The sequence below is a fragment of the Pseudomonas sp. PB103 genome, from assembly GCF_009764635.1.
Lineage (GTDB): Bacteria > Pseudomonadota > Gammaproteobacteria > Pseudomonadales > Pseudomonadaceae > Aquipseudomonas.
Genome location: NZ_RWIL01000076.1, coordinates 1 through 21902 on the forward strand (window position 1 = coordinate 1; position 21902 = coordinate 21902).

Here is a 21902-nt window from a genome sequence, read left to right on the forward strand (position 1 = left end):
CTCCTACATGGGAATACCTGACTCACTGTAGGAGCTGCCGAAGGCTGCGATCTTTTGCTGTTATCAATGCCCCCAAATCAACTCTTCAGTCCAGCCCAGCTCGGCGAAGTCCTGCGCACGCAGGGCACTTTCACCGGCACAAAAAAACTCATCCAGTTGCGGCGGCTTTACCGACGTACCGCTGAGCATCGCATGCACCTGGCCACGGTGATGGATCTGATGCTCAAACAAGTGCGCCAGCATGCGCAAACGGCTGTCGCGTTGCGGCGTGTCACGGGCGATGGTGACGATGCGCGCAAGGTCGGCGTCGCGCAGTTGCTCGCAATAGGCGATCAAGCGCCGATCGACATGGGCCTGTTCGGCACGCAACGCAGCAGCCTCGGTAAACGGTTCGTCCTGAGTGAAAAACACGTAGCAATCGGGATGCGGCTCATCGCCGCGCAACTCGCGTTCCAGCGCATCGACGTAGAACCAGTCGCAGGTGAGGATGTGATTGAGGGTCAGGCGAATGCCCGGAAAAAAGCTCACCCGTGGTGCCGCAAGGTCGGCGTCAGAAAGCTGCGCCCAAGCCTTGGCCAGTCGGTGATTGGCCCAAGCGTTCTGATACGCCTGGGTCAATAGATGATGGGACAGCGGTTGGGTCATGTCGGCGCCCTCTTCACTGATCAAGCTTCGGCAAAGCGCTGCAACTGCATCTCCTGCAAGCGGCTGAGGGTGCGGCGGAACGGGAATTCCAGATAACCCTCGGTGTACAGCGCGTCCATTGGCACGTGTGCCTCGACGTACAGCGGCACCTTACGGTCGTAGCACTCATCGACCAGCGCAATAAAGCGGCGCACACCATCGTCGTGTACCGACAATTGCGGCAGTTCTCGATCCCCTGCCACGACCCGCTCGGCGCCGTCTTCGGTACCACGGGCGATGCGCCCTTCCCGCTTCTGCGCGCTGAGGTTGGGTACCTCGCCCAACAGAATAGCTCGGTAGGTATCGCACAGCGCGATGAAATCCATGGCGGCAAAAGGCTGTTCGCAAAGATCAGCGTAGCGGCACCACAACACCGCCTCGCTGGCTTGCACCACATTCAACATCCGATGTCCGACCGACACCGGCTGGTCACTGACAGATTCCCCGGCCGCCAGAGCCTGAAACACCTCGCCCAACGCACTGGCCGCGCCCGGTGTGGCAACAAAATAACGCTGCAGACCGGCGCCTGGGTGCAGGCGATGATCTTCGGCACCGTTCACCGGCACCACCTGCATGTGCGCCTTGATCGCCGCAATCGCCGGGGTAAAACGGTCACGGTTGAAGCCATCGGCATACAAATCATCCGGCGGCAGGTTGGAAGTGCAGACAACCACCACGCCTTCGTCGAACATCACTTGGAACAGGCGCCCGAGAATGATCGCATCGCCAATGTCATTGACGAACAGTTCATCGAAACACAACACGCGCACTTCGGCAGCGAGCTCTTTGGCCAATGCGCGCAACGGGTCGGCAATGCCGCTCAACTGAAACGAACGCTGGTGAACCCAACCCATGAAATGGTGAAAATGCTGACGTCGCGCCGGCACCCGCAGGCTCTGATAGAACTGATCCATCAGCCAGGTTTTGCCGCGCCCGACCGGGCCCCACAGGTAAACGCCGGTGACCGCGCGGGCTCCGGCATGCAAGGCTTCGTGGCATTTTTGCAGCGCCCAGACCGCGTGTTCCTGAGCTTCATCCTGGATGAAGCCCTTATGTTCGATGGCGTGCTGCCAGGCGCTTAGAGGAGAGTCGAAAGTCATGCGCGGCAGTATGCCACGATGCTCACCGGGAGATATCCAGCCGCGCGATTTTCCCCTGCTTGCTTGATCGTTCCCACGCGCTGCGTGGGAACGCAGCCCGGGACGCTCCGCGTCCCTTCCAGAGCCGAATGCGCAGCGTCCGTTGCAGCATTGCTTTGCTGCGCGTGGGAACGATCAAATCAGTCAGTGATGCCCGCTGCTCGCGACCCGCAAACGATAAAGACCGGACCCCAAGCGCACAAGCCGGCGGATTCTGGCTTAGCTGTAGGCAAAGGCGCAAGGTTGCGTAGCCTGAAAGAGTGTCTGTGGGTGTTGCTTAAACAGTGATGTTTAAGGCGTCGACCACGCATGCATTCCCCCCCGCGGTAACCGGCTGACCGTTGAGCACCAAGCGTATTGACACGCCAATATTACCAGCATCATATTGTCGCCTTATTTCGACCGTAATCTTATTTCCACCATTTGATTTTCATCGAGGACATCGCCATGCATTACAAGGTCTTCGGCCGTAAAACCGGCCTGCGTGTTTCGGAACTGGCGCTGGGCGCTGGCAACTTCGGCACCGGGTGGGGCCACGGCGCGGAGCGCGATGAAGCCAAGCGCATTTTTGATGGCTATCTCGAAGCCGGGGGCAATTTCATTGATACCGCCAATGGCTATCAGGGTGGGCAATCGGAATCGATGCTCAGCGAGTTCATCGCTCCGGAGCGCGATCGTCTGGTGATCGCCAGCAAATACACGATGGGTACTACACCAGCGGACGGCATTTCCCACACCGGCAACAGCCGTAAAAACATGGTGCGCGCCGTCGAAGAAAGCCTGAAACGCTTGAACACCGATCACATCGATCTGTTCTGGGCGCATATCAGCGACGGCGTGACGCCGATGGAAGAAATCCTGCGTGGATTTGATGACCTGGTACGCGCGGGGAAAATTCACTACGCCGGATTGTCGAACTTCCCGGCATGGAGGATCGCCCGTGCCGACGTGCTTGCAGAGGTGCGTGGCTTTGCGCCGATTGCGGCGATTCAGGTCGAGTACAGCCTTGCCGAACGCAGCGCTGAACGCGAGTTGCTGCCGATGGCTGAAGCCCTCGGTTTGGCCGCCACACTGTGGTCGCCACTGGGCGGCGGCTTCCTCACCGGCAAGTATCGCGGCAACGATGACAACAACCGTGCGACGAAACTCGGCATGTTGGTGCATGCGGAAAAGAGCGCTCGGGAAACCGCCCTCCTCGATACTTTGCTGGCGGTCGCCAGCGAAATCGGCGTTAGCCCGACCCACGTCGCCATTGCCTGGTTGCGGGAAAAAGCCAAGCGCTCAACCACCGCGCTGATTCCGATTCTGGGATCGCGGACTCGTGAACAACTTGATGCGACGCTGGGTGCACTCGACGTGCAATTGAGCGATGACCAACTGGCCCGACTCGATGGCATCAGCAGCACGGCGGCGGGTGTTCCACACGAGACGATTGTCAGCTCGACTCCGCGTTTTACCGGTTCGCAGATACTGGATTTGCCTAAGGTTCCGGTGGCGTAAGAGTTTTGGGATCTGCTCGCGAAGGCGGTGTGTCATTCAACATTCATGTTGGCTGAACTGGCTCCTTCGCGAGCAGGCTCACTCCTACAGGGTTATGCGGTGTTAATCAGAGATCGACTTTGTGTCGGGCGGCGTAGAGGCAAAGCATTTCCATGGCCAAGGTGGCGGCGGCCAGCGAGGTGACGTCGGCGTGATCGTAGGCCGGGGCGACTTCGACGACATCCATGCCGACCAGATTGATCCCGCGCAAGCCACCGAGAATCTCCAGCGCCTGCACCGTGCTCAGGCCGCCGCACACCGGTGTGCCGGTGCCGGGTGCGAAGGCCGGGTCGAGGCAGTCGATATCGAAGGTCAGATACACCGGGTTGTCGCCGACCCGCGCGCGGATCGCTTCGACAATCGCTTCGCAGCCACGCCGATGCACTTGCCGCGCGTCAAGTATCTGGAAACCCATCGGGTCGTCGTTGGTGGTGCGCAAGCCGATCTGTACCGAGCGCGCCGGATCGATCAAGCCTTCCCGCGCGGCGTGCCAGAACATGGTGCCGTGGTCGACACGCTTGCCCTCTTCGTCCGGCCAGGTGTCGCTGTGCGCATCGAAGTGGATCAGCGACAGCGTGCCGTGTTTACGCGCATGCGCCTTGAGCAGCGGGTAGCTGATGAAGTGGTCGCCACCGAAGGTGAGCATGGCGCTGCCGGCATTGAGAATGTGCTCGGCATGGGCCTCGATGCTTTCCGGGATGCTGTGCGGTGAGCCGTAATCGAAATCGCAGTCGCCGTAATCGATAACGGCCAGATGATCGAACGGGTCGAATGCCCACGGCCAGTGGCGTTCCCAGGCAATCCCGGTGGAGGCTGCGCGAATCCCGCGCGGTCCGAAACGTGCGCCGGGACGGTTGCTGGTGGCGGTGTCGAATGGCACGCCGCTGACGGCAACGTCGACGCCACGCAAGTCACGGCTGTAGCGTCGGCGCATGAAACTGGTGATGCCGGCGTAAGTGCTTTCGGCGGCAGTGCCGTAGAGGCTGTCACGGGTCATGGCCTGGTCGTTTTGCATTGGCACGTCCATCGGAGTGCTCCTTCTTATTGTATTCAGGGCTATTGGTGGCTACGGAAAGTGGTCCAGAGGCGCGTGCGCTGGCGCATGTCCTTGAGGCTCATGCTGCGATCGGCGTACAGCCGCGCGCGCACATCGCTCGGCGGGTAGATGTCGGGATCGCTGCGCACGGCTTCATCCACCAGCGGCGTCGCGGCCTGATTGGCAGTGGCGAAAAACAGCGTGTTGGTCAGTTCAGCCACCGAATCGGGGCGCAACATGAATTCGATAAAGGCCCGGGCGGCGTCGGGGTGCGGCGCGTCTTTGGGAATGGCGAGGTTGTCTTGCCAGATCAGCGTGCCTTCCTTGGGAATGCGATACGCGACTTCGTAAGGTTTGTTGGCCTTGCGCGCCTGATCGGCGGCCATACTCGCATCACCGTTGTAGGTCAGCGCCAGGCAGACGTTGCCGCTGGCCAGGTCATTGATCTGCCGGCCGGTGGCGACGTAGAGCACCGACGGTTGGAGTTTTTGCAGCAACGCTTCGGCCGCTGCCAAGTCCTGTTTGTCGGTGCTGTAAGGGTCTTTGCCCAAATAATGCAGGGCCAGACCGATGACTTCCTGCGGCGAATCCAGAATCGCGATCCCGCAATCTTTGAGCTTGCTGGCGTATTCAGGTTTGAACAGCAAATCGAGGCTATTCAGTGGTACGTCCGGCAGACGCTGCTTCACCGCTTCGACATTCATGCCCAGCCCCAACGTGCCCCAGGTGTATGGCACGCCATAGCGATTGCCGGGATCGACGGCGGCAAGTTTCGCCAGCAAGTCCGGATCAAGATTGGCGTAGCCCTTGAGTCCGTCGTGGGGGATTTCTTTCAGCGCGCCTGCGGCCAATCCCCGGGCCAACACGCTGGACGATGGAACGACAACGTCATACCCGCTGCCACCGGTGAGCAGTTTGGTTTCCAGCACCTCTGAGGTATCGAAGGTGTCGTAGCGCACGTGGATGCCGGTTTCCTGCTCGAAACGCTGCAAGGTTTGCGGCGGTACGTAATCGGCCCAGCTGTAGAGGTTGAGGGTTTTCTCCTCGGCCTGAGCATGGATGGCTACGGACAACAACAGCGCGGGGAAACACAGCTTGAACAAGGGAGCCATGACGAACACCTTACCGGAGGAAGTGGTTGCAGAATGCGCCGTCGGATACATTAGAAAAATAGCTGAATAATTATCCTGACTTTATCCCGGAGTAATGTGATGTTGGGGCAACTCCACGACCTCGATTTACAGTTGCTGCGCCTGTTTGTGCGGGTGGTCGAGTGCGGTGGTTTCAGTGCCGCGCAAGGTGATCTGGGCCTGAGCCAGTCGAGCATCAGCCAGCAAATGGCCAAACTGGAAACCCGCTTGGGTTATCGCCTGTGCAGCCGGGGTAAAGGCGGATTCAGCGTGACGCCCAAGGGTGAGCAATTGCTGATCGCGGTGCGGGCGCTGTTCGAGTCGATCGAGCTGTTTCGCCATCAATCCAACGGCGTCGCCGGGCGCTTGATCGGCGAAGTACGGCTGGGGATTTCCGAGTCGGTCGATCAGTCAGTGCTGCAACGCGTCGCCGCGGCCATCCGGCGTTTTCGCGAGCGCGACGAGTCGGTGCGTATAGAGTTGATCAGCGCCATGCCCGGCGAAATGGAACGCCTGCTGTTGCAACAGCGGCTGGATCTGGCGATCGGCTATTTCTCGCAAGTGCAGAGCGCCTTCGATTATCGGCAGTTGTTCAGCGAAACCCAGCATTTGTATTGCGCGTCGGGGCATCCGTTGTTTACCGACCCGGCGCCCAGTGATGCGGCGCTTGAGGCATGCGACCGAGTCGATCATCCCTACCGTTTTTTGCGCAGCGACGAGCCGTTCCAGGGCAAGGTCTGTTCGGCGCGATCGGAGCAGGTCGAAGGCACGTTGGCGTTTATCCTGTCGGGCAAACATGTCGGTTATCTGCCGGACCACTATGCGCATCAGTGGCAAGCCAACGGTTTGCTGCGCGCCTTGCGTCCCGGCGAGTTGAGTTTCGAAGTGGCCTTCCATCTCGCCCGGCATCGAGCGCAGGTGCCCGGGGATGCGCAAAAGGCATTCGAAAAAGACTTGTTGGCAGCCTTCACCTGAACACCGCAATGACCGGGTATGGAACAACTCATTGATGGCAATAGAACACTTGTGGCGAGGGGATTTATCCCCGATGGGGCGCGCAGCGGCCCCGGCTCTTTTGCCTGTTGAAAATGCGGGGGACTGCTGCGCAGTCCATCGGGGATAAATCCCCTCGCCACAGATAAATCCCTCTTTACACAGATTAATCCTGCTCTCCATAGCTAGATCCTGCTCTTCACGGGTGTGACTTGTGCCAGGGTTGGCAGCAAAAAGCCCCCTGAGCCAATAAAACCTGACCTTTCAGGCAATTTTATTGCGTTGCCCTCGCCGCCCGCTTGCGGCATCCTGCGCACCCATTTTCTGACCCGGCACCGCCTCGCGGCACGCAAATCACCATGACCGCCTCTGAAAAAGCCTCGCGCAACAACGACCTGATCTACGGTCTCAACGACCGTCCGCACCTCACGGCGACCGTGTTTGCCGCCCTGCAACACGTGCTGGCGAGCTTCGTCGGCATCATCACCCCGACCTTGATCATGGGGGGCGCCCTCGGCCTGCACAGTGAAATCCCTTACCTGATCAGCATGGCGCTGTTCGTCTCCGGCCTCGGCACCTTCGTGCAAGCCAAGCGTTTCGGCCCGGTCGGTTCTGGTTTGCTGTGCCTGCAAGGCACCAGTTTTTCCTTTATCAGCGTAATTCTCAGCGCCGGTTTCATGGTCAAGGCACGCGGTGGCGGCACCGATGAAATCCTCTCGACGATCTTCGGCGTGTGTTTCTTCGCCGCGTTCATCGAAGTGGTGCTGAGCCAATTCATCGGCAAATTGCGCATGCTGATCACCCCGGTGGTCACCGGCACAATCATCACCCTGATGGGGCTGTCGCTGATCAAGGTCGCGATGACCGACATTGCCGGCGGTTTCGGCGCGCCAGACCTTGGCGCCTCCAGCCACCTCTTCTTGGCGGCGCTGGTGATCGGCACCATCGTTGTGCTCAACCGCGTCGACGTGCCGTTTCTGCGTCTGGGCGCGATCGTCATTGGCCTGACCCTCGGCTACGTGGTCGCGTGGCTGATGGGTACGGTGGATTTCGCCTCGATGCCCGAGGTGCCGCTGGTCAGCGTGCCCGTGCCGTTCAAGTACGGTTTCAACTTCGACTGGGTGGCGTTCGTCCCGGTGGCGGTGATTTTCCTCGTGTCGCCGCTGGAGGCTGCGGGCGACTTGACCGCTAACTCGATGATCTCGCGGCAACCGGTCAAAGGCCCGCTGTACATCCGCCGGATCAAGTCCGGCCTGCTCGCCGACGGCCTTAACTCGGCCATGGCGGCGGTGTTCAACAGCATGCCGATGGTGACGTTCGCGCAGAACAACGGTGTGATCCAGCTCACCGGCGTGGCCAGCCGCTACGTGGCGTTCTTCATCGCCGGTCTGCTGGTGCTGCTGGGCCTGTTCCCGATGATCGGCGCGGTGCTGCAATTGATGCCGAAACCGGTGCTCGGCGGCGCAGAGCTGGTGATGTTCGGCACCGTCGCCGTGGCCGGAATCAAGATCCTTGCCGAAGCCGGTCTGCATCGGCGCAACATGCTCATCGTGGCGATTTCCCTCGGCATGGGCCTGGGCATCGCCGCCGTGCCGGAGGTTCTGCGTGAACTGCCGCAAGCGCTGCGCAATATCTTCGAATCGCCGATCACCGTTGGCGCACTCTGCGCTATCGTGCTGAATATCTTCCTGCCGGAAGAATTCATCGAGCTGGAAGAGGACGATTTCGACCCGGAAGCGTCGATTCTTCAGGTTATGGAAAATCCGGACATGCCGGCCAAAGGTGAACCTGCCCCGACGGCGGCTGTCGCACAGTTGAACCGCTAACGTCTGGCCTTGGAACGAAGGGCTGCGCCGGCAACGGTTCAGCCCTTTTTTTTGAGAGACCGTTTATGCGCCGCCTCCACGCCGTCATGCTGTCGCTACTGCTGCTGTCCCTCAGTGCCTGTGCGCTGTTTCCCAACCGTGATCCGGTGAACATCAACGTGGTTGGCCTCGAACCGTTGCCGAGCCAGGATCTGGAGGTGCGCTTCGCCATCAAGTTACGCGTGCAAAACCCCAACGAAACCGCGATCGATTACAACGGCATCGCCCTCGATCTTGAGGTCAACGGTCATTCGCTGGCCTCGGGTGTGAGCGATCAGAGCGGCTCGATCCCGCGTTTTTCCGAAACCATCGTCAGCGTACCCGTCAGCATTTCCGCCTTCTCGGTACTGCGCCAGACCCTCGGCCTCAGCCAGACACAAACCCTCGACAACCTGCCCTACGTGTTGCACGGCAAACTCGCGGGCGGCTTGTTCGGCACCATGCGCTTCGTCGACAGTGGCAAGCTGAGCTTGCCCAAGGCCAGTGCCGCGACCTGGTAAAAATGCGTTAGCCTCGCACGTCTATCAAAGACACTCAGGGAGGCTGCAGGTTTATGGAAGATACACCGACGTTGTACACCGAACGGCTGATCCTGCGTGCGCTGCAACTGGCCGATGCCCAAGCGGTGCAGCAACAGTTTGCGCAGTGGGAGGTGGTGCGCTATCTGAACGCCGCCGTCCCGTGGCCCTACCCCGAAGACGGTGCGCTCACCTACTTGCGCGACATTGCTTTGCCGGCGGTGGCGGCGGGAAAGGAATGGCATTGGTCGATTCGTTTGAAGTCAGCGCCCGAACAGTTGATCGGCAACATCAGCCTGATGGATCAGCAGGACAACAACCGTGGCCTGTGGCTGGCGCCGGCGTGGCAGGGTCAAGGGTTGATGACTGAAGCGTGTGCGGCGGTGAGCGAATACTGGTTTATCACCCTGAATCGTACGGTGATGCGCGTGCCCAAAGCGGCGCCCAACCTCGGCTCGCGCAAACTGTCCGAGCGTGCGGGCATGCGCCTGATTCGAACCGACGAAGACAACTTCGTCAGCGGCCGCTTCCCCCGTGACATCTGGGAAATCACCCGCGAAGAATGGCTGCAAAACCACTAAGCCCCCTGTAGGAGCTGCCGAAGGCTGCGATCTTTTGACCTTGTTGTTAAAAAGATCAAAAGATCGCAGCCTTCGGCAGCTCCTACAGGGGATTTTCGTCACGTTGTGAAGCGCACGCCGGGTCTGGCGCGTTCGTCCACGCTCAGTTCGAACACGTCCGGCCGCGCGTAGTGGCCGACCACGTCGAAGTCATACCGTGCGCGCACCAGTTCTGCGGTATCGATCTCGGCGGTGAGCAATCCGGCCTCGCCGCGCAGCGGCCCGGCCAACACATCGCCCATTGGCCCGACAATCACGCTGCCACCGGCGATCAACGGTCGGTCCGCTGGCCAATTGGCGATCTCTACGCCCAGCGCATTCGGCGAGGCCTGCACCTGACAGGCGCTGACCACGAAGCAGCGGCCCTCGTGGGCGATATGGCGCATGCTCACCTGCCACATCTCGCGCTCATCGACTGTCGGCGCGCACCAGACCTCAACGCCCTTGGCGTACATCGCCGTGCGCAACAGCGGCATCATGTTTTCCCAGCACACCACCGCACCAAGCTTGCCAACCTGGGTGTCGAGCACCGGCAGAGTCGAACCGTCCCCCTTGCCCCAGATCAGCCGTTCGGTGCCGGTCGGCATCAGTTTGCGGTGCTTGCCGACGAGCCCGGCCTGCGGGTCGAAATACAGCACCGTGCAATACAACGTGCTGCCCGCGCGCTCGATCACGCCGATCACCAGATTGGCCCCGGTCCGTGTGGACAAACCGGCCAGCGCTTCAGTTTCGGCGCCCGGCACATCGATGGCATTGGCGAAGTAGCGGGCATAGGCCTCGCGCCCTTCCGGCAATCGATATCCCAACTGCGTGCCGAACGCCTCACCTTTCGGATAACCGCCGAGCAGCGCTTCCGGCATCACCACCAGCGCCGCGCCGGATTCGATGATCGCCGCTTCCCAACCGAGAATCTGCTCCAGGGTTTCACCTTTGCCACCGGGCAACGAGCCGATTTGCAGGGCGGCAACAATTGATTTGGCCATCACGTTTACTCCATCAGGTTCCGAGGTTGCTGATTTTGCGGCGCCACGCGATCATGAATAAAGCCCAGAACACTGCTGAATGATATGAGCCAAATGAATATCGCCAACGTCGACCTCAACCTGCTGAAAGTCTTCGAAGCCTTGCATGAGGAATCCAGCGCCAGCCGCGCGGCGTTGCGCCTGGGCGTCACGCAATCGGCGGTCAGTGCGGCGTTGCGGCGCTTGCGTGAGGTGTACGGCGATCAATTATTCGTGCGCACCGGGCGCGGACTGGCGCCGACACTGCAGGCCAATCAGTTGAAACCGGTGGTCAGCGAGGCACTGAACAAATGTCGGCAAAGCCTGGCCATGGTCGATCCGGCGGCTCATCAATACGAGGGCCGCTCGGTAACCGTGGGCCTGTCGGATGATTTCGAGATTGCCTACGGTCGCCGCCTGATCGAAGAAATTGCCCGCAGCGCGCCGAAGTTGCGCCTGATTTTCCGCCAGACCCACAGCCAGATCGTCGCCCGTGACCTGATGGAACGCAGCATCGACCTGGCAATCACCGCTGGCGGTTTTGCCGAGCGCTTGCTCAGTCGGCAAGTGTTGGGAGAAAGCGGTTATGCCTGCCTGGTCGATCCGGCGAGCCTTGCACCGGGTCAGCAGCAGATAGATCTGCAAGCGTTTGTCGCCCGCGAGCACATTCTGGTGTCGTCCGGCGGTTTTATCGGCATCCCGATGAGGGGTTGGCGGCGCTGGGCCTGAGCCGTCGGGTGTGTGCGTCGACCAGCCATTTTGCCGCGCTGCCTTATCTGCTCAAGGGCAGTCAGGCGGTGGCGACGATTCCGACGCACGCCGCCGCGAGCATTGCGGCGCTTAGCGGGCTGAGCTTGCTGCCCTGCCCGCTGGCCCTGCCGCGCTACCCGATCGAACTCGGCTGGCGCACCAGCACGCAGATCGATCCGGTGGTGGTCAAGGTGCGCGAAGCGATTGCCGCCAGTTTCAGCTGAGGTTTACTTGTTCGCCGCCATCAGGCGATTGACTTCACTGCGCACCATGTTGGCGAATTCCGGCGGCGACATGCCGTCCAGCTCAGAACGCACCCACTCCGCCCATTTGCCCTTGCGCTTGCCACGCTCGCCGAACAGGCGCGCGGCTTCGCCTTTGGCTTTGCCCAGATTGTTCTGCCAGATTTCGAACAGACGGGATTTCTCGTCTTCCAGCGCAGCGCGCTCTGCGAGGGATTTGTCGGCCAGATTGAAACTCATGGGGAATTATCCTGCTGCATAAAATGGCGACATCTTACACGCTCGACGGAAATCTCCCGCGCAGGTTTTTCTTTCTGACCTAAATTCAGTGCAACTTTTTGACTGACGCCACACTCCATTGATCACTGTCCATTCACCTGCAAGGAGTTACCCAATGGCCCGGAAATCCGCCGTGCAAGCCGCCCAGGATCAAATCAAGGATCAAGCCTTCAGCGAACTTCAGGCGCTGATCGAGGAGTCCGACAAACTGCTCAAGAACAGCGCTTCACTGGTTGGCGAGGAAGCGGAAACCCTGCGCGGACAAATCGCCCAGAAACTGCAGCAGGCGCTGGAATCAGTGTCGAGCGTGCGCGACCGCACCAAACCGGCGGTTGACGCCACCGAAAGCTACATTGGCGGCCATCCATGGCAGACCGTGGCCATTTCGGCCGGTTTTGGTCTGGTGGTAGGCCTGTTGCTCGGTCGTCGTTAAGCCGTCCACGCCGCACAAAAATGCCAGTCAGGGCGACCTGACTGGCATTTTTCATGCGCGCGATTCAGCGGCCGGCAAAACGCACTCGTGAGAGCTGGCGCAGATTCCCGGCAACGTAATAATCGTCGGTCCAGCGATCATCCACGGCCAAGGGCTGTACCTGCTTCAAGGCCAGCTTCCTGGCGAAATAGCGAAAGCGGTAATGCTCGTAAAACCGCAGCAACTCCAGACCGTAACGGTCGGCCAGGTCGGTGTCGCCGCGAATGATCAGGTAGTTTTCGTCGTTGCCGTTACTCGCCGAACTGCTGAGGTTGTGGCTGCCGCTGATAATGGTTGGCGCGTCGGTGGTGAAGTCGGTGACCACCGCTTTGGTGTGCACCAGCAAATTACCCTTCTGGCCTTTCATGTTCTCGCGCAGCCAGCCCTCCAGCCCTGTGTTGAGCAGCGCCGTGGCGGCGAATTCGGCGCTGCGATCGGCGTGGAATCCAGTGATGCGGCTGGCGGTGTTTTGCAGGCCGAAACGCAAGATGTCGTCGTGAGGCTGCCCCAGTAGCGCGTTGAGAATGGCGTCCGGCAGGCTGAACGCGGTGACGAACAGCAGGTCTTTTTTCGCCGCCTCGATGATCTCGACAAACTCACGCAAATCAGCGCCGCCGGTGCGCGGCGAGAATCCGGCGAACAACGGCTGCGTGGCATCCATCGGGTTATGTTCGTTGATCCATGCGCGGGTCGCACCGACATCGTCCGGTGTCGCCCAGACTTCTTCAAAGGTTTGCAGATAGCGAAGACTCGCCGCCGCGTCATCGAGCACATGCACCACGTTGGCCTGGCGATAAACGCCATTGGCGGTGAAATTGGTGCTGCCACACAACAGCGCTTGCGGTTGGCGCTGGCCCGTGGCGTCGAGACGGCTGAGCACGATGAACTTGTTGTGAAAAATATTGTGGGTGACCCGCCCGCGTTTATTCGCGGCAGGCAGCTTGGCCAGGCTGGCCTCGTTGATCGTGGTGTCTTCGTCATCGGGCCGCGCGTGGTACACAACCCGCACCTGCACGCCGCGCGCAAAAGCAGCGTTCACCGCATCGACAATCGCCTGTAACTGATATTCATAGATCGCGATGTCCAGCGCCCATTGGTCATCAACTGCCCGTTCGATAAAACCCAGCAGACGCCCGAGCAAGCCATTTTCCAGCCATTGCCGCGCAGCGTCGGGCCAGGCTTCGATGGGCATGTTCTTGTTGGCGCTGATCTGCGCGTCGAGCTCGGGAAACTTGCGCTGGAATGCCTGACTGGCGGCCACTGCGCGGTTGAAAATCACGCTCTGATGGGCCGGGTGACCTTCATCCGCGGTGATCGTCAGCTCCAGCGATTCACCCAGTTGCGGCGCGTCCGGGGTGCCGTAGGCCAGATGGACGCGGTAGTGAAGGGTCATCCCCGGATTGACCGCGTAATCGGCCCAGCGAAATTTCTGCAGCGGCGCCAGGTCACTCGGCGTCGCGTGGAACTGCGCGAAGGTGTGGGTTTTGCCGGGGAAGGTCAGGCTGTTGAACAGAAACAGCCACGGCTTGTTGCCCTGCTGCTTTTCGATGGCGAAGCCGAGCAAGCCTTGGCGGCGCGGTTCAGCGAGATCGATGGCCAGCAATACGCCGTTGGTGCCGGCGTAGGCCTTGACGCGAAAATCGTCCTGAAGGTTTTTCACCAAAACGCGCATCGCTCACTCCTTGTGATTGGTTTGCGGCCAGCATAGACCGAGTGGCGGCTTTCGCGTGCAGGAGCAAGGCTTGCCGCGAAGAGGTCAGATCAGCCCCTGTTGACCTCATCAATGTGCCGATAGCCCAGATCCAGCGCCGTCGCCAGCTCCCGGGCGCGACCCAAGCGGATCGGCCCGCGCTCGATGTCGATCAACAGCCCCGGGCATTGCGGTGCCGACACGCCAGACACATCCTTCAAACGTCCATCCGTCACCACCAGCAAGCGCTGCTGCTCGGCAGGAAACCGCTTGCGCCGCAGCGTCAACCATTGCTGCGCCTGAAGTAACGCCGCCACCAGCGGCGTGCCACCGCCCGCGCCCAGCCCATCGAGCCATGCGCGCAATCCCGAAGAAGCCTTCAAGCCTTGCACCTGCCACTTCGGCGCTGCACCGCTGGCCGTCAGCAACGCCAGCCGCGCGCGCTGGCGGTAGGCATCGTCAAACAATTGCGCGAGCAATCCTTTGGCATCGCTCAGTGCTTGATGACGGCGTGTCGAGGCCGACGCATCGACAATCACCAGCCACAACTCATTTGCAGAACGGCTGCGCCATTGAAACAGCAGATCGGCGCGACGTTGCGGACGCCCCTTGAGCAGCGTGCCCGGCCAGTTCACCGAGCCACTGCGGGCCGCGTGACGCTGGCCCTGACGGCCGTTGTCCAAGCGCCCGGCACGGGGGCTGGCATTCGCCCCCACGTCGGATCGGGGGCGAATGCCTAGGGCTTTTTTGGCGGCCAGCTCGGCACTTCACGGCGCGCGCCGGTGGCGAGTGCCGGTGCGGGCAGATCGCCCCACTGGCCCTGCCCTTCACGCGATTCGGACGGCGCATTGCCCTGGGATTGAGGCGGCTGTTGCGGGCTGGGCGCGGACTGTTCGCGACGTCGATGGCGCAAGGCAAATTCGGCAACGGCGTCGATATCCTCGTCCTCGATTACCTTGGCACCGCGCCACGCGGCATGCGCCCGAGCGGCGCGCAGCCAGACCAGATCAGCGCGCAAACCGTCGACCCCGGCGGCGAAACAACGCTCGGTGATCTGGGCAAGTGCGCCATCGTCCAGGGCAATATTGACCAGCGCAACGCGAGCGTTCTCGCAGCGTTCGCGCAGGGTTTGCTGCTGCACTTCCCACTGTGCGCAGAAGGCTTGCGGGTCACTGTCGAAATCCAGTCGACGCCGAATGATTTGCCCACGCTCGACCGGTGCGGTGTGACCGCTGAGGGCAACGTTCAAGCCGAAACGATCGAGCAACTGCGGACGCAACTCGCCCTCTTCCGGGTTCATCGTGCCGATCAGCACGAACTTTGCCGAATGGCGATGGGAGATGCCGTCGCGTTCGATCAGATTGGTGCCGCTGGCGGCGACGTCGAGCAGCAGATCGACCAGATGATCGGGCAGCAGGTTGACTTCATCGACATACAGCACGCCGCCGTCGGCCTTCGCCAGCACGCCCGGCGAAAACTGCGCCCGGCCCTCGCTCAGGGCCGCGTCGAGGTCGAGGGTGCCGACCAGCCGTTCCTCGGTGGCGCCCAGCGGCAAGGTGACGAACTGACCGCTGGCGAGCAAGTCGGCCAAGCCGCGCGCCAATGTCGATTTGGCCATGCCGCGCGGGCCTTCGATCAGCACGCCGCCGATTTTCGGGTCGATGGCGGTGAGGCACAGGGCGAGTTTCAAGTCATCGGCACCGACCACGGCGGAGAGCGGGAAATGCGGAGTGTCGGTCATCTTGGTTACTCAGTCATGGTCGGTGAAAAGTTTTCAAACGGTAGGAGCGAGCCTGCTCGCGATGGCGGCGTGTCAGGCAGTTCAGTTCTCAATGACACAGCGCTATCGCAAGCAGGCGAAGGCCTGCAAGGGATCGCGTCAGTTATCTTCTTCTATATCCAGCAGTAGATTTTCCAGCGCTTCTTTATAAGCCCCCGGCTCCTGCCACATCCCCCGCTGTTGCGCTTCGAGCATGCGCTCGGTCATGTCGCGCAGCGCATGCGGGTTGTGCTCGCGGACGAAATCCCGCGTCGCCGGATCCAACAGATACGCGTCTGCCAGCAAAGCGTACTGATGATCGTCGATCAACTGCGTCGTCGCATCAAACGCGAACAGGTTGTCGACCGTCGCCGCCAGTTCGAACGCGCCTTTATAGCCATGGCGCTTGACCCCGTCGATCCATTTCGGATTCGCCGCCCGCGAGCGGATTACCCGGTTCAACTCTTCCTTCAAGGTGCGAATTTTCGGCAGATCCGGCTGACTGTGGTCGCCGTGATAACTGGCGGCAGTTTCGCCGCGCAACGTTTCGACGGCGGCGAGCATGCCGCCCTGAAACTGGTAATAGTCGTTGGAATCGAGCAAGTCGTGCTCGCGATTGTCCTGATTCTGCAGCACCGCTTGCACCTGGCTCAGGCGCTGGACGAATTGCTCGCGGGCGGCCGTGCCTTCGTCGGCACCGCCATAAGCGTAAGCGCCCCAGTTCAGATAGACCTCGGCCAGATCGTCGCGGCTTTGCCACAAACGCCCGTCGATAGCGCCCTGCACGCCCGCCCCGTAAGCACCGGGTTTGGCACCGAAAATCCGCCAACCAGCCTGACGTCGCGCGGTGTCTTCATCGAGGCCAGATTGCAGCAACGCCTCGCGTTCCGCGCGCACTTTGGCCGCCAACGGATTGAGATCGTCCGGTTCGTCGAGCGCTGCCACGGCTTGCACGGCGGCGTCGAACAGGCGGATCAGATTGGCAAACGCATCACGGAAGAACCCCGAGACCCGCAGCGTGACATCGACGCGCGGCCGGTCGAGCAGGCTCAGCGGCAAAATCTCGAAATCGTCGACACGCTGACTGCCCGTGGCCCAGACCGGGCGCACGCCCATCAACGCCATCGCTTGGGCAATGTCGTCGCCACCGGTGCGCATGGTCGCGGTGCCCCACACGGAGAGGCCGAGCTGGCGCAGGTGATCGCCGTGGTCTTGCAGGTGCCTTTCTAGAATCAGCGTCGCCGATTGGAAACCGATGCGCCACGCGGTGGTGGTCGGCAGGTTGCGCACGTCGACCGAGTAGAAGTTGCGGCCGGTGGGCAGGACGTCGAGGCGGCCACGGCTGGGTGCGCCGCTGGGGCCGGCGGGCACAAAACGACCGCCGAGGGCGTCGAGCAGACCACGCATTTCGGCGGGGCCGCAGGCGTCCAGACGTGGCGCGACGACCTCCCGCAGATTCTGAATGATTGCGCTGACCTCCGCCCAACGCGGCTCTTGTAGGAGTGAGCCTGCTCGCGATAGCGGAGTGTCAGTCGCTGAAGATTTACCTGATCCACCGCTATCGCGAGCAGGCTCACTCCTACAAGGGGATTGCAGTGACTGGGAGATCAGTTGGGTGGCAAAGAGTTCGAGGCGTTCGCGGGTGTCGCCGGTGGTGCGCCAGGCTTCATCGCTTTGTGATTGCAAAGCTTCGGGGCGCGGGCCGGTCCATGGCTCGGCCAACGCACAGTCGAGCGGATCGAAGCCGAGTTCGAACGCCTTGGCCAGTGCGCGCAGCAGGCTCGATTGCGCGCCTTTGCCGTCCCCTCGCGGAATCCGCAGCAAGGCCAACAACGTATCAATGCGCAAACGTCCGCTCGGCGATTCGCCAAATATGTGCAGGCCATCGCGGATCTGCGATTCCTTCAGATCACACAAATAGGTATCCAGGCGCGGCAGCCAGATCGCCGCATCGGCGTCACTGTCCAGGCCCGCATCCAGTTGCAGTTCACGGTCAATCTGCGTGTCGCGGACCAGTTGCAGGATGTCGCGCTGCAACTCACGGGCACGGCGCGGATCGAGCAGTTGCGCCTCGTAATATTCGTCTGCCAACAGTTCCAGATTGCGCAACGGCCCGTAGGTTTCGGCGCGGGTCAGCGGCGGCATCAGGTGGTCGATGATCACCGCTTGCGTGCGCCGTTTCGCCTGAGCGCCCTCGCCCGGATCGTTGACAATAAACGGATAGATATTCGGCAGCGGCCCGAGCAACGCATCCGGCCAGCAGTTTTCCGAGAGGCCGACGCCTTTGCCCGGCAGCCATTCGAGGTTGCCGTGCTTGCCGACGTGAATCACGCCGTGCGCGCCGTAGGTGTTGCGCAACCAGAAATAGAACGCCAGATAGCCATGTGGCGGCACCAGATCCGGATCGTGATAGACCGCGCTCAGATCGACCTGATAACCGCGCGCCGGCTGAATGCCGACGAAGGTCAGGCCGAAACGAATGCCGGCGATCATCATCCGCCCGTCGCGGCACATCGGATCGTTTTGCGGCGATCCCCAGCGCTCGACCACGGCGCTGCGGTTGGCTTCGGGCAACGCGTTGAACATCGCCAGGTAAGCGTCCATGGCCAGGCTTTGCTGGCAGGGCCGCAAGTCAATGGTGTCGAGATCGTTGCTGACGCCGCCGAGCAATTGCTGGATCAACTCGGTGCCGCTGCCCGGCAACTCTGCCGTGATCGGATAGCCCTCGGCCTGCAAAGCGCGAAGAATATTCAGCGCCGCCGCCGGGGTGTCGAGACCGACGCCGTTACCGATGCGCCCATCGCGAGTCGGGTAGTTGGCGAGAATCAAGGCGATGCGTTTTTCGCCATTCGGCACCCGCGCCAGATCGATCCAGCGCCTTGCCAGTTCAGCGACAAAATCCATACGCTCAGGCTGCGCGCGATAGCAGACCACATCGGACTGACTGCGCTCGCTGCGCCAGGCCAGATCCTTGAAGCTGATCGGCCGGCTGATAATGCGCCCGTCGAGTTCCGGCAAGGCAATGTGCATCGCCAGATCGCGCGGGCCCAGACCTTGTTCGCTGTCGCGCCAGCCGGGCTCGTTGTCTTGCGCGCAGATCGCTTGAATCACCGGAATGTTGCGGCGAAACGGCCGCAAATGCGGCGCTTCAGGGCTGGACTGGGCGAAACCGGTGGTGTTCAAAATCACCCCTGCCTCGACTTCATCCAGCCAATCCTCGACCACCGAGAGGCAGCCGGGCTCTTTCAAACTGGCCACCGCGATCGGCAGCGGATTAAGCCCCGCCGCCTGCAAGCGCTGGCAAAAAACATCGATGAACGCGGTGTTCGCCGCTTGCAAATGCGAGCGGTAAAACAGCACTGCCGCAACCGGTTGCTCAGGCCGCCATTCGGCTTGCCAGTCACTCAGTGCAGCGGTGTTTTTAGTCGGGTGGTAAATCGCCGTGCGCGGCAGGGTTTGCGGCTCGTTCCATGCGTAATCGCGGCCGAGCCAACGGCTGGCCATGCAACGGAAAAAATCCAGCGCGTTGCCCATCCCGCCCTGGCGCAAGAACTGCCAGAGCCGGTCGCGATCTTCGGCGTCAACGGTGCTCAGGTCGCTGAGCTCCGGATCGGGCCGATCATCGCCCGGCACCAGAATCACCTGCACACCGCGCTCGGCCAACTCGATCAAACGCTCGACGCCATACCGCCAATAGGCGATGCCGCCGTGCAGCGAAATCAGGATGACCTTGGCGTGACGCAACACTTCATCGACGTACAAGTCGACCGAAGCGTGATTCTGCACCTGCATCGGATTGGCCAGACGCAGGCTCGGATAATCCTCGGGCAACTGCTGCGCCGCTTCGGCGAGCAGCGCCAGGCTGGAATCACCGCTGCACAGGATCACCAGCTCGGCGGGGGTTTGGCCAAGGTCGGCAATGTTGTCATCCGAGACGAAACCGCCGGGCTGAGTCCTGAGCAGGTGCATGGCTTAAACGCTGAGCGCAGCGCGCAGTTGCGTTTCGAGTTGTGCAGCGTCGAGTTCCTGACCGATCAACACCAGACGCGTCACGCGCGCTTCATCGGCGCCCCACTGACGGTCGAAATGCTTGTCGAAACGCGTGCCCACGCCCTGGATCAGCAAGCGCATTGGCTTGTTCGGGATGGCAGCGAAACCTTTGACACGGAGGATGCCGTGCTTGACCACCAGTTGCGCCAGGGCGTCGAGCAGCAGGCTTTCGTCGGCTTGCGGCAGTTCGATGGAGATCGAATCGAAAGCGTCGTGATCGTGGTCGTCATCGCCTTCACCGTGGTGGTGATCGTGATGGCTGTGACGGCTGTCGATGTGTTCTTCGGAACCGGCGCCGAGGCCGATCAGCACGTCCAGCGGCAGACGACCGTTGCTGGCCTCGATGATTTTCACCGCCGGTGGCAACTCTTCGGCGACTTCGGCGCGTACGCGGGCGAGGTCTTCCGGGCTGGTCTGGTCGGCCTTGTTGAGGATCACTAGGTCGGCACTGGCCAATTGGTCGGCGAACAGTTCGTGCAGCGGCGATTCGTGATCGAGGTTCGGGTCGAGTTTGCGCTGCGCATCGACCTGATCCGGGAACGCGGCGAAGGTGCCAGCGGCCACGGCCGGGCTGTCGACCACGGTGATCACTGCGTCAACGGTGCAGGCGCTGCGGATTTCCGGCCACTGGAAGGCTTGCACCAGTGGTTTCGGCAGGGCCAGACCCGAGGTTTCGATGAGGATGTGGTCGAGATCACCACGACGCGCGACCAGTTCGCGCATCACCGGGAAGAATTCTTCTTGAACGGTGCAGCACAGGCAGCCGTTGGCCAGTTCGTAAACGCGGCCAACCGCTTCTTCTTCGCTGCAACCGATGGTGCACTGTTTGAGGATTTCACCGTCGATGCCCAACTCGCCAAACTCGTTGACGATCACCGCGATGCGACGGCCCTGAGCGTTGTCGAGCATGTGTCGCAGGAGCGTGGTTTTGCCCGAGCCGAGGAAGCCGGTGACGATGGTGACGGGGAGTTTGGCCAGTGTTTTCATCGGTATGCCCTTTGGCAAGCGGCGGGCATACGGGACGAGAACCGGCAACGCACGTGCGTGCCTGGAGAGTTCGCCACCGGATCACCCCGCCCGGTTGTAGTGAGAATCTGTGACGAGGCAGGTCTCCTGGCTGACGGTGTTCAGGCGCTGGGCCTGGCGTTGGCTGCGCCTTCCCGCGGGCTCATCGATTGAGCTGGCAGTGGCGTGGCAGCGAACATCACCGTTCACAGTTGCGGGGGCAGCCGCGGCATTGACCGCGTTCCCTTCTTAGCTTCGGCGTGGGCCGAAGAACCTCGAAAGCGCAAGGCTACGCATCGTCTAAGGGTGGGTCAATGGGCGTTGAGTTTTGGTTTTGGGGGCATATCCTTTGCTGCGGGTGCTGCCGCTGGCGGTTTCGCTCTTACAGCGAGTCACCTTTTCCAAACGCCGAAAAGGTAACCCAAAAGGCTTTGCCCCGGCGTACGGCACTTCGCTGAGGCTCAGTGTTCCCTCGCTACGGTGTCCATCCGGGGGCATCGCCTACGGTTTGCTTCGCTGCACCTCCTCTCGATGTGTGCGGCTTCGCCGCACGGCGCTGCGCGCCTGATCCCCGGATGGACACCTACGCTCGGCCTGCCGAAGGGGCAAAAGATCAAAAGCCAAAACCAAAGCCAAAGCAGATCAAAAGATCGCAGCCTTCGGCAGCTCCTACAGGGGATTGCGTCGAAAGGTGGGTAGGCTGCCAGCCTGCTTTCGCCAGCGAACAAAAAGCACAGCCGATAACCCATGTAGGAGCTGCCGCAGGCTGCGATCTTTTGATCTTGCTCTTGAAAGATAAAGTCAAAGGATCGCAGCCTTCGGCAGCTCCTACAGGTGATCGCATCGGAAAGTATGTTGTCATCGCGAGCAAGCTTTGCTCCTACGAAAATCAAAAGCGGAACACCCACGCTCCTCACCACTCAACAGGATGAGCGTTAGCTCGGCTGCGGCTTTTGATCTGTAAGGCGACGTCGGAAGGCTGAGTAGAGGGATTGATCCGGGCGTGGGAGCGCAGCGACCGTTTGGCGCAGCCAAACACAGCGAGAGGAGGTGCAGCGAAGCAAACCGTAGGCGCTGCGCCCGGATCGATCCCGGAGCGAAGGGACCCCGAGCCCCAGCGAGCGGGCCGC

18 protein-coding genes, 1 pseudogene and 1 riboswitch are annotated in these 21902 nt (G+C 61.3%); of the genes and pseudogenes, 7 read left to right on the forward strand and 12 right to left on the reverse strand.

The genetic code is table 11. The features are described 5' to 3' along the window. Window positions 1-63: 63 nt before the first annotated feature. Together EJA70_RS14425 and zapE are read right to left on the reverse strand one after the other, a co-directional pair. Window positions 64-645, reverse strand: coding sequence for a DinB family protein (locus EJA70_RS14425; protein WP_158831587.1), 582 nt, complete (start codon window positions 643-645; stop codon window positions 64-66). A 20-nt stretch (window positions 646-665) separates the two neighbouring features. Further along, entirely contained in the window at window positions 666-1784 is a 1119-nt protein-coding gene (gene zapE / locus EJA70_RS14430; protein WP_158831589.1) for a cell division protein ZapE, read from the reverse strand. Window positions 1785-2270: 486 nt separating this feature from the next. Here zapE and EJA70_RS14435 point away from each other — a divergent pair, with 486 nt between their 5' ends. Next, window positions 2271-3323, forward strand: coding sequence for an aldo/keto reductase (locus EJA70_RS14435; protein WP_158831591.1), 1053 nt, complete (start codon window positions 2271-2273; stop codon window positions 3321-3323). 106 nt (window positions 3324-3429) lie between these two features. On the opposite strand, the gene speB is transcribed toward EJA70_RS14435, so the two are convergent. Together speB and EJA70_RS14445 are read right to left on the reverse strand one after the other, a co-directional pair. Next, entirely contained in the window at window positions 3430-4389 is a 960-nt protein-coding gene (gene speB / locus EJA70_RS14440) for an agmatinase (RefSeq protein WP_158831593.1), read from the reverse strand. 29 nt (window positions 4390-4418) lie between these two features. Beyond that, window positions 4419-5510, reverse strand: a complete 1092-nt coding sequence (locus tag EJA70_RS14445; protein WP_158831595.1) for a polyamine ABC transporter substrate-binding protein — start codon at window positions 5508-5510, stop codon at window positions 4419-4421. Between the two features lie 99 nt (window positions 5511-5609). On the opposite strand from EJA70_RS14445, the gene EJA70_RS14450 reads away from it, so the two are divergent. The 4 genes from EJA70_RS14450 to EJA70_RS14465 all read left to right on the forward strand — a co-directional run bounded on the left by EJA70_RS14450 (window position 5610) and on the right by EJA70_RS14465 (window position 9485). After that, window positions 5610-6503, forward strand: a complete 894-nt coding sequence (locus EJA70_RS14450) for a LysR family transcriptional regulator (protein WP_158831597.1) — start codon at window positions 5610-5612, stop codon at window positions 6501-6503. 377 nt (window positions 6504-6880) lie between these two features. Beyond that, complete coding sequence (locus EJA70_RS14455) at window positions 6881-8347, forward strand: nucleobase:cation symporter-2 family protein (protein WP_158831599.1); 1467 nt, start codon at window positions 6881-6883, stop codon at window positions 8345-8347. Between the two features lie 65 nt (window positions 8348-8412). Beyond that, window positions 8413-8886, forward strand: coding sequence for an LEA type 2 family protein (locus EJA70_RS14460; protein WP_008088652.1), 474 nt, complete (start codon window positions 8413-8415; stop codon window positions 8884-8886). 53 nt (window positions 8887-8939) lie between these two features. Next, window positions 8940-9485 (forward strand): GNAT family N-acetyltransferase, encoded by a 546-nt coding sequence (locus EJA70_RS14465; RefSeq protein WP_158831601.1) that lies wholly within the window; start codon window positions 8940-8942, stop codon window positions 9483-9485. 98 nt (window positions 9486-9583) lie between these two features. Here the strand turns inward: EJA70_RS14465 and EJA70_RS14470 are convergent, their stop codons facing one another. Then, window positions 9584-10507, reverse strand: coding sequence for a carbon-nitrogen hydrolase family protein (locus tag EJA70_RS14470; RefSeq protein WP_158831603.1), 924 nt, complete (start codon window positions 10505-10507; stop codon window positions 9584-9586). A 93-nt stretch (window positions 10508-10600) separates the two neighbouring features. Here EJA70_RS14470 and EJA70_RS14475 point away from each other — a divergent pair. Then, window positions 10601-11499, forward strand: a pseudogene (locus EJA70_RS14475) (LysR family transcriptional regulator). A gap of 3 nt (window positions 11500-11502) precedes the next feature. On the opposite strand, the gene EJA70_RS14480 reads toward EJA70_RS14475, so the two are convergent. Next, window positions 11503-11757 carry a hypothetical protein gene (locus EJA70_RS14480; RefSeq protein WP_158831605.1) on the reverse strand — a complete coding sequence of 85 codons (255 nt, stop codon included), beginning with the start codon at window positions 11755-11757 and terminating at the stop codon, window positions 11503-11505. A 154-nt stretch (window positions 11758-11911) separates the two neighbouring features. Between EJA70_RS14480 and EJA70_RS14485 the strand changes: the two genes are divergently transcribed. Continuing rightward, entirely contained in the window at window positions 11912-12229 is a 318-nt protein-coding gene (locus EJA70_RS14485) for a YqjD family protein (RefSeq protein WP_008088645.1), read from the forward strand. Between the two features lie 64 nt (window positions 12230-12293). On the opposite strand, the gene EJA70_RS14490 is transcribed toward EJA70_RS14485, so the two are convergent. From EJA70_RS14490 to EJA70_RS14515, 6 genes are all read right to left on the reverse strand, one after another. Then, complete coding sequence (locus EJA70_RS14490; protein WP_158831607.1) at window positions 12294-13940, reverse strand: phospholipase D-like domain-containing protein; 1647 nt, start codon at window positions 13938-13940, stop codon at window positions 12294-12296. An 89-nt stretch (window positions 13941-14029) separates the two neighbouring features. After that, window positions 14030-14674 (reverse strand): VWA domain-containing protein, encoded by a 645-nt coding sequence (locus EJA70_RS14495; protein WP_178116862.1) that lies wholly within the window; start codon window positions 14672-14674, stop codon window positions 14030-14032. Window positions 14675-14694: 20 nt separating this feature from the next. Beyond that, the gene (locus EJA70_RS14500) at window positions 14695-15699 is read right to left on the reverse strand and encodes an ATP-binding protein (RefSeq protein ID WP_158831609.1); all 1005 of its coding nucleotides are present in this window, start codon (window positions 15697-15699) and stop codon (window positions 14695-14697) included. 138 nt (window positions 15700-15837) lie between these two features. Beyond that, entirely contained in the window at window positions 15838-19686 is a 3849-nt protein-coding gene (cobN, locus tag EJA70_RS14505; protein ID WP_158831611.1) for a cobaltochelatase subunit CobN, read from the reverse strand. A 3-nt stretch (window positions 19687-19689) separates the two neighbouring features. After that, the gene (cobW, locus tag EJA70_RS14510; protein ID WP_158831613.1) at window positions 19690-20754 is read right to left on the reverse strand and encodes a cobalamin biosynthesis protein CobW; all 1065 of its coding nucleotides are present in this window, start codon (window positions 20752-20754) and stop codon (window positions 19690-19692) included. 98 nt (window positions 20755-20852) lie between these two features. Beyond that, a riboswitch (cobalamin riboswitch) is annotated at window positions 20853-21065 on the reverse strand. Window positions 21066-21385: 320 nt separating this feature from the next. Continuing rightward, window positions 21386-21643: a hypothetical protein gene (locus EJA70_RS14515; protein ID WP_158831615.1), complete on the reverse strand. Its 258-nt coding sequence runs from the start codon at window positions 21641-21643 to the stop codon at window positions 21386-21388. Window positions 21644-21902: the final 259 nt, after the last annotated feature.

Excerpts from the sequence above, each read along its gene's own strand:
- EJA70_RS14425 (WP_158831587.1), bottom strand. The coding sequence starts at position 645 with ATGACCCAACCGCTGTCCCATCATCTATTGACCCAGGCGTATCAGAAC.
- zapE (WP_158831589.1), bottom strand. The coding sequence starts at position 1,784 with ATGACTTTCGACTCTCCTCTAAGCGCCTGGCAGCACGCCATCGAACAT.
- EJA70_RS14435 (WP_158831591.1), top strand. The coding sequence starts at position 2,271 with ATGCATTACAAGGTCTTCGGCCGTAAAACCGGCCTGCGTGTTTCGGAA.
- speB (WP_158831593.1), bottom strand. The coding sequence starts at position 4,389 with ATGGACGTGCCAATGCAAAACGACCAGGCCATGACCCGTGACAGCCTC.
- EJA70_RS14445 (WP_158831595.1), bottom strand. The coding sequence starts at position 5,510 with ATGGCTCCCTTGTTCAAGCTGTGTTTCCCCGCGCTGTTGTTGTCCGTA.
- EJA70_RS14450 (WP_158831597.1), top strand. The coding sequence starts at position 5,610 with ATGTTGGGGCAACTCCACGACCTCGATTTACAGTTGCTGCGCCTGTTT.
- EJA70_RS14455 (WP_158831599.1), top strand. The coding sequence starts at position 6,881 with ATGACCGCCTCTGAAAAAGCCTCGCGCAACAACGACCTGATCTACGGT.
- EJA70_RS14460 (WP_008088652.1), top strand. The coding sequence starts at position 8,413 with ATGCGCCGCCTCCACGCCGTCATGCTGTCGCTACTGCTGCTGTCCCTC.
- EJA70_RS14465 (WP_158831601.1), top strand. The coding sequence starts at position 8,940 with ATGGAAGATACACCGACGTTGTACACCGAACGGCTGATCCTGCGTGCG.
- EJA70_RS14470 (WP_158831603.1), bottom strand. The coding sequence starts at position 10,507 with ATGGCCAAATCAATTGTTGCCGCCCTGCAAATCGGCTCGTTGCCCGGT.
- EJA70_RS14480 (WP_158831605.1), bottom strand. The coding sequence starts at position 11,757 with ATGAGTTTCAATCTGGCCGACAAATCCCTCGCAGAGCGCGCTGCGCTG.
- EJA70_RS14485 (WP_008088645.1), top strand. The coding sequence starts at position 11,912 with ATGGCCCGGAAATCCGCCGTGCAAGCCGCCCAGGATCAAATCAAGGAT.
- EJA70_RS14490 (WP_158831607.1), bottom strand. The coding sequence starts at position 13,940 with ATGCGCGTTTTGGTGAAAAACCTTCAGGACGATTTTCGCGTCAAGGCC.
- EJA70_RS14500 (WP_158831609.1), bottom strand. The coding sequence starts at position 15,699 with ATGACCGACACTCCGCATTTCCCGCTCTCCGCCGTGGTCGGTGCCGAT.
- cobN (WP_158831611.1), bottom strand. The coding sequence starts at position 19,686 with ATGCACCTGCTCAGGACTCAGCCCGGCGGTTTCGTCTCGGATGACAAC.
- cobW (WP_158831613.1), bottom strand. The coding sequence starts at position 20,754 with ATGAAAACACTGGCCAAACTCCCCGTCACCATCGTCACCGGCTTCCTC.